This is a genomic window from Amycolatopsis sp. NPDC058340 (genome assembly GCF_042723975.1).
GTDB lineage: Bacteria > Actinomycetota > Actinomycetes > Mycobacteriales > Pseudonocardiaceae > Amycolatopsis.
The window spans coordinates 50,906-65,058 of record NZ_JBHXIB010000031.1 but is presented as its reverse complement, the minus strand read 5'-3'; the positions used below and the strand labels follow the sequence as shown (position 1 = coordinate 65,058).

6 protein-coding genes are annotated in these 14,153 nt (G+C 65.0%); 3 read left to right on the top strand and 3 right to left on the bottom strand.

Annotation, left to right across the window (positions count from 1 at the left end):
• Window positions 1-278 precede the first annotated feature (278 nt).
• Window positions 279-2,126, bottom strand: a complete 1,848-nt coding sequence (locus ACFWIW_RS28160) for a DUF2079 domain-containing protein (RefSeq protein ID WP_378371257.1) — start codon at window positions 2,124-2,126, stop codon at window positions 279-281.
• 166 nt (window positions 2,127-2,292) lie between these two features.
• Here ACFWIW_RS28160 and ACFWIW_RS28155 point away from each other — a divergent pair, with 166 nt between their 5' ends.
• Window positions 2,293-8,484, top strand: coding sequence for a PA14 domain-containing protein (locus ACFWIW_RS28155; RefSeq protein WP_378371256.1), 6,192 nt, complete (start codon window positions 2,293-2,295; stop codon window positions 8,482-8,484).
• 79 nt (window positions 8,485-8,563) lie between these two features.
• Complete coding sequence (locus ACFWIW_RS28150; RefSeq protein ID WP_378371255.1) at window positions 8,564-8,734, top strand: hypothetical protein; 171 nt, start codon at window positions 8,564-8,566, stop codon at window positions 8,732-8,734.
• A 295-nt stretch (window positions 8,735-9,029) separates the two neighbouring features.
• Here the strand turns inward: ACFWIW_RS28150 and ACFWIW_RS28145 are convergent, their stop codons facing one another.
• Entirely contained in the window at window positions 9,030-9,503 is a 474-nt protein-coding gene (locus ACFWIW_RS28145; RefSeq protein WP_378371276.1) for a Scr1 family TA system antitoxin-like transcriptional regulator, read from the bottom strand.
• A gap of 370 nt (window positions 9,504-9,873) precedes the next feature.
• Here ACFWIW_RS28145 and ACFWIW_RS28140 point away from each other — a divergent pair, with 370 nt between their 5' ends.
• On the top strand, window positions 9,874-10,221 hold the full coding sequence (locus ACFWIW_RS28140; protein ID WP_378371254.1) for a hypothetical protein: 348 nt from the start codon (window positions 9,874-9,876) through the stop codon (window positions 10,219-10,221).
• Between the two features lie 1,984 nt (window positions 10,222-12,205).
• Here the strand turns inward: ACFWIW_RS28140 and ACFWIW_RS28135 are convergent.
• Window positions 12,206-12,967 (bottom strand): DUF2637 domain-containing protein, encoded by a 762-nt coding sequence (locus ACFWIW_RS28135; protein ID WP_378371253.1) that lies wholly within the window; start codon window positions 12,965-12,967, stop codon window positions 12,206-12,208.
• Window positions 12,968-14,153 lie beyond the last annotated feature (1,186 nt).

Here is a 14,153-nt window from a genome sequence, read left to right as displayed (position 1 = left end):
GATCCGGTCGTGGGAACGAGCGCGGCCAGGTCAGGGTGCCGGTGGTGGTCGACCGCGGAAGCAGTGATGGACGTGCGTTGCTTCGGTGGCGATTTGCTGTCTGTCAGCGGAAGTTGCGGCGTTTGTGGTTCCGCATCTACGTGCCGGCTCAAGTGTGGTGACGCTGGTTGAGTGGCTGATCGCTTGGCAATATCCACCAGGCCCGGCGGGCGCTGCTGCTGATCATCTGATCCGAGGAGGGCCCGAAGGTTGCGGGGAGCGCCACGCCGCTACCTCTTTCAGCGCGCGGGCTGGAGCCTATAGAGCTTGCCGCCTTGCACAGCAAGAACTGTGGTGATCGTCGTGTCAGGCGGCGCGACTGCTTGCCAGGCGCCTCCGTCAGGGGCGGCCGAGCCTGGCGTGACGCTCGCCGGGAGACCTGTAATGCCGCCGCCAATGATGGTGCCTGTGGTGTCGGAGATGAGGATGCAGTCAGGTGGCGTTCCATTGATGGTGGCCCAGCCAGTGACGAGAGTGTCACCGGTCGGGCTCGGGGTGCTGATCGCGCCGAAGGTGCCATTCGCTGTCTGTTTGCTGGGCAGGTCGGTGACGGTGGCGCTGTTGAGCTGGTCGCCGAGTTCGGGGCCGTGGCAGCCGAGGGTGAAGGAGTCGTTGAACGGATAAGCACCGAGTGCGCGGGCCGCTGAGGAAGCACCGCGCTGGATGTTGAGCGAGCCGAGTACCGACGGGGCGTCGACGCGTAGAGCGATGGCGGCGAGATTCAACGGTGCGTAGCTGCGCCTGACTTCGTCGGCTTTGGCTCCGCCGATGGCATGGGTAACAAGGCTGACGGTAATGACGATGGTGGCGACGTAGCGAAGCGGCCATTGTGGACGATGCATCGCGGCTAAGGTGAGCAACGCACTTGTGGCGAGGGCGGCGATGATGGCGTAGCGGCTGATGAGGCCGACGTTGCCGCCGGGTACTTGGTCGGTGGTCCGGCCTAGGGCAAGCATGCCTGCGAGTGCGATGGCGTAGGTCGCGATGCCGATCCAGCCCGCAGGCACTGTTGATGGCTGGGCATCGCCGATCCGGTTGGTCAGCGTTGTGCCGACGAGTAAAGAGAGCGCCGCGAGAGTTGCGGCGCCTGCGATCACGGCGACGATGGCGAGGTTGGCAGACCACAGACCACCGACCGCGGCGGCCACCACGGAAAGCCTGCCGTCAGGGTCGAACGCCTTGCTGGCCGAGGATTGCTGGCCAGAGGGTTTAGTGAGAAGCCAGACTCCGGCGACGACGATCCCAATCGCGGCTGGGGTGAAGACGAGTATCCGGGATTCCTTGCGTAGCCAGAAAATCAGGGCGAGAACAAGCCAGATCGGTAATGCGGCGCCGAAACTGAGGCAGCCGAATGCGGCGCCGACGATGGCTGCCCAGAGGTGCCCGCGGTGCGCACAGGCGATGGCGAGCGTGCAGAAGAATACTGCCGGTACCCAGCTGATGCCGTTCGTGCTCTGAAGCCACAACTCCGCGGCATGCGAGCTGAGCAGGAGCCACGAGAATCCGCCCGTCAAAACCGCTTTGGTGGCGGGGGAAAAGGTGGATGGCAGCATTGACCGCAGAAACAGGACGATGCCAGCCATGAGCAAGACGGTCAGAACGGTGAGGATCCGGTTATCGCCGCCGAACCACGCCGCATCCGCCCAAAACAGCAACGATGGCAACACAAACGGTTGTTCGAGGTGGTAAGTGAACACTTGGCTCACCAGCAGACCGCCATCGTCGTCGGTGATCTTCGCCAGAACGTGCCAGTAGTCAAGTAGCACGTGCATCCGCGGCGCTCTCAACGCGGTCAGCATGGCCAGACCGAACGGCACGATCGTGAACAGCCACAGCACGACGAGGCCGAGCCGGCTCCAGGTGCGTGGCGGCAGCCGGGGTGTGGGCTTCGCCAGCACAGCTTGCGCCTCGGAAAGGGGTGCGGTGGGGGAGTGCTGGTTCAACGATCTCCTGCCGAAACGAGTCTGGGCTCGTCCGCCGAACGGCGGTTGTTCGAGCGAGCGTAGCGTGCCTGTGGTCGACACTGGCAGCGCTTTGACCTGTGCTTTTACCGGATCAAGCGCCTGGTTGGCAATTGTGAGTTTCACCTCATGGAGTGGTGTAACGACTGTGTGTGGTCGCAGCGATGCACGGTTCGGCTGGGGGTTACCAGCCAACCGGTTTACGACGTGGTGCGTGGAATTCCCCGACTCCTCACTACGACGCGGCCGGACGGGTGCTGCGGCTTGCCCGCCGCATAGGGAGGGACTGCCTGTGTTTCTGCTGCGTCGCGCCGTCGAAAGAACCCGGTGGATCAGAGTCATCGTCTTCGTGCTGATCGCGGTGCTGGTAATCGGCAGTACCGAAGCGGTGTCGGCGCCACCCCAGGCTGCTGCGGCTCCCGCTCCCATCGACCCGCGTGATGTTCCCGTCCTGGGCTCACCTGCCGCGGCCCCAGAAGCACCACAGCCGCCGGCGACTGCGGATTTCGGAGGGCAGGCACGCCTGGACAATGGAGCAGGCAGCCATTTCGACCCGCAGCGCTCGAAAGCCGTGTCCCGGTCGACGTTCGTCACCGAGTACGAGAACCCTGACGGCACCCGGTCGGTGCGGCAGTCGAACCAGCCGCTGAACGTGCAGGACGCCGCCGGGAACTGGCAGCCGATCGAAACCACGTTGGCCACCGATCCCGCGACCAAGCGAGCCGATGCGGACCAGCATCCCTTGAGTCCGTCGTTGGCGACAAAGGCTAATGACAGTGCCGTCCTGCAGGTCGAAGCCGGTGGGCGCACCGCCAGCCTCGCGTTCGACAATGCCGCCGGATCGACGGCCGCGGTGAAGGGTGATTCGGTCACCTATCCTGAGGTCGCCGCGGGTACGGACCTGGAGTACGAGGTCACCCCGGGCGCGGTCAAGGAGACCATTAAGCTCAAGCGTCCGCCCGCCGATGGGCGCTCGTCGTGGAAGTTCAAGCTCAACACCGGCGGTCTGACGCCCAAGGTGGAGAAGAACGGCGCGGTCACGCTTGCCGACGAGGCCGGTGCGGTGAAGATCGTGATGCCGCCGATCGAGACGTGGGACTCGGCAGGGAATGGCGAAACCGCCCCCGGCATGACCGGCGGCACCTACTCCCTGGAGCAGGTCGGCGCCGACTGGTGGCTGACCGTCGCCGTCGATGCGGCCTGGCTCAGTGATCCGAAACGCGTCTACCCGGTGTATGTGGACCCGACTTTCACTTATGGGGTCAAGGAATCCCACTCGTACCGCTCGGACGGCACGAACTGTGATGCGTGCGGTCTTCGGATCGGCAACAGCCAGGCCAAGGGCGATACCTACAACCGCAGCGTCTTCAACGTGGATTACACGCCGCTGTTCGGCAAGACCGTTGTTGGTGCTCGCATGGACTTGACTCGTAACACCAGCGTGGTCGGTTCGCTGAAGACCTGGAACGCCAACCTGCACCACGCGTCCGCGTTCAATTACAACGGTGTCGGTGGCTACATGACCAGCGCGCTCGTCGGCGACGTCGGTAGCTTCGCTGGCGAAGGGCTGACTGGGTTCCTGCGCGATCGGGTCAACGCTCGCGACGGCAGCGTGTTCTTCATGATGACCGGCGCGGAGAACGCCGGCACCTGGACCTACAAGAACCTCAACGCGACCCTCACGGTCGACACCGGCTCCGCACCGCCCGCCTCGGTTCTGGCCGGGCCCGCTGACGGAACCGTGTCCACCTCGCTGACCCCGACCCTGTCGGTCAACCCGGTCACCGACCCCGACGGTGAGCCGGTCAAGTACTGCTTCCGTGTCGCCACGGGCGCGGACGCCAAGTCCGGCGTCGTGGTCGAGTCCGGCTGCCTTGCCACCCACACCTGGACCGTTCCCTCCGGGATCCTCCAGGACGGTGTCGCCTACACCTGGCAGGCCTTGACCTACAGCGGATCCACCACCACAACCCCGAATTGGGTCGGTCACTTCAAGGTTGACCAGCGGATCGGTGACCACGGGCCGTCTCCTGTGGACAGTGCCGGCCCCGTCAGCGTCAACTTGGCCAACGGCAACGTCACGACGTCGCAGGCGTCACCGACGTTCACCACGGTGGCCGGTACGGCCGGGGTGACGATGACCTACAACTCGCAGCAGAACGAGAACAAGGGTCTCAAGGCGTCCTATTTCGCCGACTTGTCCCACAACGGACTCATCAGCGATGCGCAGCAGCCGGCGCTGGTGCGCACCGAACCGCAGGTGAACGTCGACTGGGGCGTTGACTCTCCGTTCTCGCCGGCTCTGGCCGCCGACTGGTTCGTCACCCGCTGGGAAGGCTTCTTCCAGGCGCCGGTGGCGGGGACTTACCAGTTCGCCGGTGTGCACGACGACGGTGCCGTGGTGTGGATCAACGGTGCGAAGGTCTATGACGTCGGCGTTCCCAGCGATGTGAACTGGACTCAGTCCACGAACGTCACGCTGGCCGCGGGACAGCGTGTGCCGATCAAGGTAGAGAACGCCGAGGCCACCGGCGCGGCGAAGATGCGACTGTTCGTGCGCACGACGGACAACACCACTGTCGCTCCGCAGATCGTCCCGGCGGACTGGCTCTACACCAACGACCTGCCCACCCTCCCGCAGGGCTGGAACTTGTCTGCTGACCTCGACGGTGACGGTTCGAGCTACACCGAAGCCAAGGTCGCCGACCAGACCATCGTGCTCACCGACGCCAGCGGTGCCAAGCACACCTGGACGAAGAAGAGCACCGGCGGCTATACGGCCCCCGCGAACGAGGACGGCACCCTCGCTCTCGACACCGCTGGAAAGATCACGCTGAACGACGGCGGAGATGTCTTCGTCTTCCGCGCGGACGGCAAGCTGGAAAGCCAGACCAGCGTCAGTGATGGCCGCAAGCCCGCCACGCTGCAGTACATCTATGACGGGGCCCCGTCGCGGCTGCGGGAGATCAAGGACCCGGTGTCGCAGCGGTCGCAGATCTTGCACTACAACCGCACTGGCGATGACTGCTACGGCGGCGTCATCCCGCCCGCCGGCGCCGATGCTGCCGCACCGGCGCAGATGCTGTGCAGGATCAGCTACTGGGACGGCACCGAAACCCGTCTCTGGTACACCGGCGGCCGGTTGTCCCGGATCGAGGATCCGGGTTCGGAGGTCACCGATTACGGATACAACGCGGCCGGTCTGCTGACCTCCCTGCGGTCACCGCTGGTCAACGACTGGATCGCGGCCGACCCGTCGGGTCGCGCCGGAGCCACCGACGTCCGGTCCGAGATCACCTACGACACCACGTCGGGTAAACCCAAGGCCACGAGCGTTCTCGCTCCGGCCCCGTTCCCCGGCCAACCTCGTCCGCAGCGGGGATTCGTCTACGACCCGGCCGCCAGGACCACCAAGGTCACGGTCGCGGGTCTCAGCCCGGCGAGCGGGTTCTTCTCCAAGGTCACCTATGACGACGCTGACCGTCTTCTGTCGACGACTGACGCGACAGGGAAGGTCACCAGTCAGACCTGGAATCAGAAGGACCTCCAGCTGACCAAGACCGACGCCGATCAGCGTGTGACGACCACCGTGCACGACCACGCCGACCGTCCGGTAGACACCTACGGTCCCGCGCCGGCATCGTGCTTCACCGGTCAGGTCCCGACCGCGGCGTGTGCGAACACTGTCCCGCACAGCCGCACCGGATACGACGAGAACCTCTCTGGTCTCGCTGTCGCCTGGTACGACAACGACAAACTCACCGGTGCGCCCAAGGCCTACACCACTGGCCTCGGAGTCGCGGACGGGTCGTTCGTCAAGAACTGGAACAGCGACGTTCCCACGGCCGCAATTCCTGCGGATCACTTCTCTCTCCGAGCCACCGGGGAGATCGTGTTCCCGGCCGCGGGGAACTACACGCTGCGCGTCCTCGCCGATGACGGAGTCCGGGTATGGGTCGACGACCAGCTTGTGATCGATGACTGGCGCAACACCACCCCGGCATGGCGGCAAGGCGTCGTTCAAAGCGGCGGCGCCGGCCAGGTCAAGCGGATCCGAATCGACTACTACGAGTTCGATCTGACCGCGCAGCTCGAGCTGCACTGGACCACGCCGTCCGGCACACAGCAGGCCGTGCCCGGTACACAGTTGCGCCCCCGGTACGGGCTCGCCACCTCCACGACCACCTCGGAATCTGACGGTGTGCCGGACAAGGTCACCACCACCCGGCACAACGAGAACGGCCTCGACGCCGCCTACGGACTCCCCACCAGCAGCACCACCGGTACCGGCGCCACCCAGCTGAAGAGCAGCACGGCCTATGAGGCACCTGGCACCGGATATCTGCGCTCCACCACGAAAACCACGCCCACCAACGCCGTCAGCACCACCACCTACTACGGCGACACCGAAACCCGCGCAAATCCCTGCGTCGGCGGCAGCGCCGCGGTGAACCAGGGCGGGCTGGTGAAGTCCACCACCGGCCCCAACCCGGCGACCGGCGCGGCCCGGACAGAAGAACAGGTCTACGACGCGTCCGGCCGAGTGGTGGCGAAAGCCACCTCGGGCGACTGGATCTGCACGACCTACGACAGTCGCGACCGCCCGATCACCGAAAAGATCCCAGCCAACGCCGCGGAAGGCGAGCGAACGGTCACAACCAACTACGCCGTCGGTGGCGACCCGCTCACCACATCGGTCTCCGACGTCCACGGCACCGTTACGACACGATCAGACCTGCTCGGCCGCACGGTCTCCTACACCGATGTACACGGGACACGCACCGACTCGACCTACGACCTTGCCGGCCGTGCCCTCGAAGAGAAGGTGACCCCACCGGACTCGGCCGACCAGCCGCAGGTGACCACCACCACCTACGACGACGCCGGCCGAATCCTCACCACCAAACTCGGTAACACGGTCCTGGCGACCTCGACCTACGACGAGGCGGGCGAACCCGCGACCGTCACCTACGCCAACGGCGCCGCCCTGACCGGTATCGAGAAGAACAACGCAGGTCAGGCCACCGCGCTGACGTGGAAGACCAGTGACAACAAGACGGTGGTCTCGAAGGTGACGCGCACCCGCGCCGGGACGGTCATCGACGAATCACTCGGCGGCTTCGACGCTCGCCCGGACGGCCCGAACTACCTATACGACAGCGTTGGCCGCATGACGGAGGCCTACGTCCGAGGACACCATTACACCTACGACTTCACCTCGGCCGCTGGCGCGAACTGTCCGACCGGAACGCAGGCCAACGCCGGTCTCAACACCAACCGCGTCCGTCTGCTCGACCAGACAGCGGCCGGAACCGCTGAAACCGGATACTGCTACGACGCCGCCGACCGGCTGCTGGCAACCACAGGTGCCTCGGCGATTACCGCATTCGGGTACGACACCCACGGCAACACCACTCAGTTCACCAACGGTGCTTCCACCACCTACCTGGGCTGGGACTCCACCGATCGCAACCTGACCGCACGCATCACCGGACCTGACGCCGCGGACTTGTCCTACGTCCGCGACGCCACCGACCGGATCACCACGCGATCGGCCACCCGAGGGGACACCACCGCCCAGATCCTCTACTCGTACACAGCACCGGGAGACCAGTCCGACCTCACTCTCGGACCCGACAAGCGCGTCATCACCCGCACGGTCAGCCTGCCGGGCGGAGTCTTGTACAGCTTGCCTGCTGACACCGCCGCAGCGCCGACCTGGGATATCCCCAACGTCCGCGGCGACATCGTCCTGACCACGGACAACACCGGGAAACAGGTCGGTGACCTACGGGCCTACACCCCGTACGGCGAGCCGCTGAACGCAGCAGGTGCGGTCGACAACGACAACGTCCCGAACAACCAGCCCGGCGACATGGACAACGGCTGGCTCGGACAGCACCAGCGACTCTTCGAACACGCCGGCGCGCTCGCCCTGGTCCAGATGGGCGCGCGCCCCTACAGCCCGGTACTCGGACGGTTCCTGTCGGTCGACCCCGTCGAAGGCGGATCAGCCAACGACTACGACTACGTCATCGCCGATCCGATCAACAAAACGGACCTCAACGGGCAATGGTGGTCCTGGGTCAGCAAGGCAGCCAACTGGGTCAGCAACAACTGGCGCCCCATCGTCACAACCGTCGCCTGGGGAGCCGGGATCGTCGGCGCCATCGCCTGCGGTGTCAGCATCGTGTGCGGCGCGATTGTCGGCGCAGCGGTCGGCTTCGCCACCTACGCCGCCAATAACGCCTGGACCCCAAACTGGTCATGGGGCGGAGCCATCCGCGCGACTGTCATGGGTGCGGTGGGCGGCGCAGTCAGCCCAGGCCGGGCGCGTGTCGGCGCCAACATGGGCAAGATCTCCAGGCATGTGAAGACCAACCGCGGCAGGGTCGTGTACAAGAAGAAGTACTTCTACAAGGGCCGGCGCTGGGCAAAGTCCGCGCGCGGCTGGAAGAGGTGGACCCACTGGCGTCGCCGGTAGTATCCACCGAACAAGGAACACCGTGTCCCAAGATCGGATGATGTTCATGGCGAGGTTCCCACGAATCACAGCGCTACGCGTGCTGATCATCGCGGTTTGCATGGTGCTGGCGTTCCTCGTGTACAAGTACGTCGGCTTGAACGAGTGGGGCATCGGCCTGATGGCGGCACTCGCGATGCTGATCGGCTCGGCACTCGGCGCACGATGGCGTAGCGAAGACAGAAACCGTTCAACTTCGGCTGACGAGTAATCATCAAGGCGCCGGGAGTCCTTCGACTCCCGGCGCTTTCGGGTCCGAGCGGTAGCTCGGCGATCACCAGGCTCGCCATGCGCGGTAGCTGCACGAGCCGGGGATCAAGCGCGGACGGACGCAATCGAAGGTCGATACAGGATGGACCCGCTTCGGTGGCGACGCGGCCGTGCCTGGCTTTCGTCCGGGGCGATGTGGTCGCTGCGCGGAGGCGCGGTCGATTCTTGCCATGAAAGAAGGCCGTAGCTCGGCCGAGCGAGTTTCGGCGATATCGAGAACGACGCTACTTGATATCTTATAGTCGACTTTTTGAGTTGACCTTCTTGCTGGATTCCTTGTCGTCCAAGGCGGTCTCGCGGAGTTCGTTCAGCTTTCGCAGGTACGGTGTCATGTCTTCGGCATATTCCAGCACCAACATCGCGGTGGCGGTATGAACTGTGAGGACGGAGTTGTAGGCGTAGTCCTCGAAGAAGCCGAAGGCCGTTTGAACGTCTGCGTCGAAGCTATCCGACGGAATGATGTGCACGTGGCAATGTGGGACGGTCGAGGTGATCATCAACTGAAGGAGTTGTTCATCCAGGACGCTGCGCATGGTCGGGTCGTGAAGAGCGACTTCGTCGATGTAGAAGGTGGTTTCGAACCTCTCCGTAACTCCCTGGAGTGCTTGCTGCCGCGAGAGCCGTCCCTGCAAGGTTTCCTTGATGAGTGGGTCCTTGGGGTTCCGTTTTGTTGCAGCATCACTTCCGCGTACTGCTCGCTCTGCAGCAATGAAGGGATTCGCCGCGGTTCGTAGAACGTCATGCTCTTGGCGCTTGCGTGCAGGAGTCGAAGGTCGGGAGCAGATCGGGCATGTTCTCAGGGTGACGCTGGAGGTCGTAGCCATTGGCCGGAGACTCGGCCAGCTTCTTCGGGCGATCGAACTCGGCCGCTGTGGTCCTGGCTCGGGCGAGGTAGGTGACTATGTCCAGAATGGACCCTTCGCGTTGTCCGCTCTCAAGCCGAGAGACTTTCGGACCTCCCAGCCGTTTGAGCCGCAGATTTCAGACTGAGTCAGGTTGGCGTGTTCCTCACTTGCCGCGGCGCGGTACCGATCTCTCGGGTTCTGGCCGTGGACTCCTCGACGCGCCTGGATTGTGCGAGTGGTCAACCTCGCTGAGGTCGGCACGATCACCCTCGACGGTGCTGCGGAAGAAGTCGAGCCGGTCCTGTTGGCCATGGCCTGGGAACTGGCGACGTCAGCTTGGTCCGAGTCCATCGCCGTGACATTGGTCGGCGTCGGTCGCTCAACCGCTGCGCACCATCCTGCCCGCTTCCGCCACTTCGCGTCGGTGGACGAGGTCTCCAAGTCAGCCATGACACCAACGAGTGTGGTCCTGTCTGCTGAACCTTTCGACGTGGAGCAGCACGAGTGCCTTGCCGCGGTGGTCGCGGCGGGTACGTCGACCCCGGATGGCTGGAAACTCGATGTTCCGCGAAGTCCACGTTGATCGACGAACTCGGCATCGAAGTCGAGCTCCAGCGCCTTAACCCCGTTCAAGCGGAAGAACTGATCGCGACGCTCACTGCCGAGGCCCGAGGCTGTGCAGGTGCCCGCGAGCGACTACCCGAATGTTCCATTCGAACCGTCGCCGGTAAAGGGATCCGAGCTGAGACTTCTACGGCCGGTCGGGCTGCACAACGTCGACCCGACGAAAGTCGAGGGCAAGAAGATCAACCGGCTCACGGAACTCGCCGCGTTCCTGCTTCTCCACCCCGGCACGACCGCCGACGAAATCTCCCGGCAACTCGGAACGGACACCCGGCCGTGGTCACCAGCGACACGGCAGGGCTACATCTCCCGCCTGCGGACCTGGCTCGGCCACGACGAGAACGGCGACCTCTACCTCCCGAACGTCGCGGGGGACGGCGGCGGCTATCGCCTGTCGCAGTCGATGAACAGCGACTGGCATCGCTTCCGGCAACTCGCCGGCGCCGGTCCGAACCGTGACACCTCCGATCGGCGGGCTCGGCTCGAAGCGGCACTCGAGCTCGTCACCGGAATGGCCTTCAGCAACATCGGTCCTGGCCGATACGCCTGGAACTCGTGGCACCAGCGAGAAATGATCGACGTCATCGTCGATGTCGCCCACACCCTGGCCGACGCTCTGCCAACAGGCAGGCGATCTACCAGCGGCTCGCCGTGCGATCCTCCGTGGTCTTCTCGCCGAACTCCTCTATCGAGACCTCCTCCGTGTGGAGCACCGAGCAGGAAACCGCTCGCGCGGGGAGAACCCGGGGATTGGACCCGCGAGACCGACCAACACGGGACCAGCCCCGCTCGCGCGGGGAACCCTGGTTGCCGGGGGCGGCAGAACCCCCGCGTAGTGACCTGCCCTGCTCGCGCGGGGAGAACCGCTGCTGAAGTGGGGCAGCAGCACGACCGCGGGACCAGCCCCGCTCGTGCGGGGACGACGCTGCACCGGTGTCGCGGACCTCGATGCCGTAGGGACCAACCCCGCCTGCGCGGGGAGGACCGAAGTACGGCGCGGTTCTTGTCGCGGTATATGGGACCAATCCCGCCTGCGCGGGGGCGACGGTGAAAGCCTGGAGCAGACCGTTGACCGCATGGGACCAACCCCGCCTGCGCGAGGACGACCGATTCGTGCTGAGGCAGTGGCGCATTGTCATCGGACCACCCCGCCTGCGCGGGGACGACAACCAGACCGCCCGCGTCTCCCGCATCGGCAACGGACCAACCCCGCCTGCGCGGGGACGACCGGATCGGGACACCGGGCGAGCTGCCCGATGCCGGACCAACCCCGCCTGCGCGGGGACGACGCGCCGTCCGGGGACTGGACCACGACACAGTTGGGACCAACCCCGCCTGCGCGGGGACGACACTATTGACCTGGGTGTTTGAAGATCATACCGGCGAATTTTGTTCAGTCTGGCAGCTTCGTACCTGATCGGAATCCTCGATCAGGTCGTCCAGCTTGCGTGGGCTGGTGCTTCGTCAGGAACTTGGGGCGATTTAAAGGGCGAAATTGCACGTCGAACGAGGTCGTATGACCTCGACTGAGAGCATGAGCGGTCGCAAACGTCCCCGCTGGATCGACTGAGGTTGACTCGAAAAGACTCGTACCAGTTAACCGGAGGGTTCTTGGTTCGAGTCCGAGCGGGGTCGCAAAGCCCGTTCCTCCCGGCCTTTGCTCTTTTGCGTTAGGGAATCGGTCTGGCCGCTTGCGGCTTCCAAGGACCAACCCCGCTCGCGCGGGGACGACCCCAATACCTCGAACCCGCGCCGCCGTCTCCAGGGACCAACCCCGCTCGCGCGGGGACGACGGTTTCTGCTGCACGTAGGTGCACAGCGCGTTGGGACCAACCCGCGCTCGCGCGGGGACGACACTAACTGATCTGGACCTTTGAAGATCATACTGCTGGTTTTTGTTCAGTTTGGTAGTCCTCACGCTGATCATGGAGTCGGATCGAACCTTAGGAAGATGATTCGGCGAGTTCTCGTTCTGTGGTGTCGGTGTGCGGAAGTGGGTTCGGCGGTGCCGTCGTCTGAGGCCTCGACGGTGTTTCGCGTGTTCGACCGAGGCTCGAGGGCTGTGTGCGAAAGGCAGCCTTCGCTGCGCCATTTTCGGAGGATGCGGCGGCCGTAGTGTGGGTTCCGGCGACGCGGTCGAGTTCGGCGCCGGTGGGTGTTCGGCCTTGGGTGTGTTCGTGCTGGTAGTGGGCCCACATCAGTTGTTCGGCGGTGGGCCTGGATGACTGGTCCGACTGATCTGGTGTTGTCAGCGGAGGGGTGACCAGGGTTGGCGTGAGGAGACCGGGTTCCGTGTGAATGGGGTCGGCGGGTTCGGGGCGGTGGCGTTTGAGGGCGCGGTTGAGGAGCTCAACGGCCAGCAACAGGGCAAGCGGTGGGCAAGCGGTGACGGCGACACCGAAGGCGCTCATTATTGGAGCCGAGGCGATGTTCGCGCAGAGGGACAACGCGATGCCAAAGACGAACGCTGCCCAGGCCGGCCACCGGCTGGAGCCGTCGCGGCTGGGTTTCCAGAGTTCGACGGTTGCGGTGGTGAGGAGGCCGTCGACGATGAGCGGCCAGATGGAGGCGGTCATCGTGTCCGCGCCGAACCGGAGCGCGAACTGACGTCCGTGGACGTAGGAGGCGTAGGCCGCGCCGAGGGCGACCAGGGCGGTGCAACCGCATTGAACCCAGAGGGTGAGGTCGCGACGGGCGCGGTTCATGACGCGGCTCCGCGCTCTCGGCGAAGCCGGTTGACCCTCAGGGTGGCGGAAAGTCGCAGCTCAGAGGGCTGCGAGGGCGCGTGGTTGCTGTCCGTACCTCGTCGCGCGGGGAGAACGAAGGCCTGTTCCGGCTCGGCATCGTCGGCCCGGGACCAGTCCCGCTTGCGCGGGGAGAACCGAGTCCGGTGGGCCATTCGGCGCGGAACCAGGGGTCCAGCCCCGCTTGCGCGGGGACGACGAGTGGAACGACATCGAGGGCATCCTCGACGAGGGACCAGCCCCGCTTGCGCGGGGACGGCCGCTGGTACTCCAGCAGCTGTGGGTCGATGATCGGACCAGCCCCGCTCGCGTGGGACGACTACCCTAACTAAACATTCTGGTTCTGGACCCCGGGACCAACCCCCATTCGCGCGAGGACGACGCGTTCTGGTAGTGGGTGTCCACCTGCACGCCCGGACCAACTCCGCTCGCGCGGGGACGACCCGGTGGTTCCGAGGTGCGTGTCGGTGGCGGTGGGACCAACCCCGCTCGCGCGGGGACGACAAGGGCATCGACCTCATCAAGAGCGCGAACCAGGGACCAACCCCGCTCGCGCGAGGAAGACTGAGACTTGAATTCTCACTTGCACGGACCTAGAGGGCCAACTCCGCTCGCGCGGGGAGAACGACGCCTGGCTGGAAGGCAGCACGACCAAGTGGGGACCAGCCCCACTCACGCGGAGAACTGACACTCCGCAGTCTTCATGATTGCTCCCGCCGGTCCAGTCTCGCCTGAGCGGGGACGGCAACACTGCAACCGTTCGAATTCTCGCCGCGTCGGGATCAACCCCGTGTGCGCGGGGACGACCACGTGCACGGACCTGAAGCACGCCTGGCATTGCGGACCAATCCGGCTCGCGCGGGGAGGACAGCATGGAGGCGCTTGTCTTCCCGAACTCGTTGGGACCGGCCCCGCTCGCGCTGGAAGAACGACTCGACGAAGACGTACTACGACTTTCTGCGTGAACCAACCACGCCTGCGCAGGTACAAGATTATCGGAGCCGTTGTCGTAGAAACGACGGTGGGACCAACCTCGCCTGTGAGGATGAAAAGGCCGCCAGCGCAAGCGCTGCTGGGCTCAGGATCAACCTTGCTGGCTCGGCTTGCTGACACGGAGACAATGTTGGAGCAGGCCATTCGCAGTCCG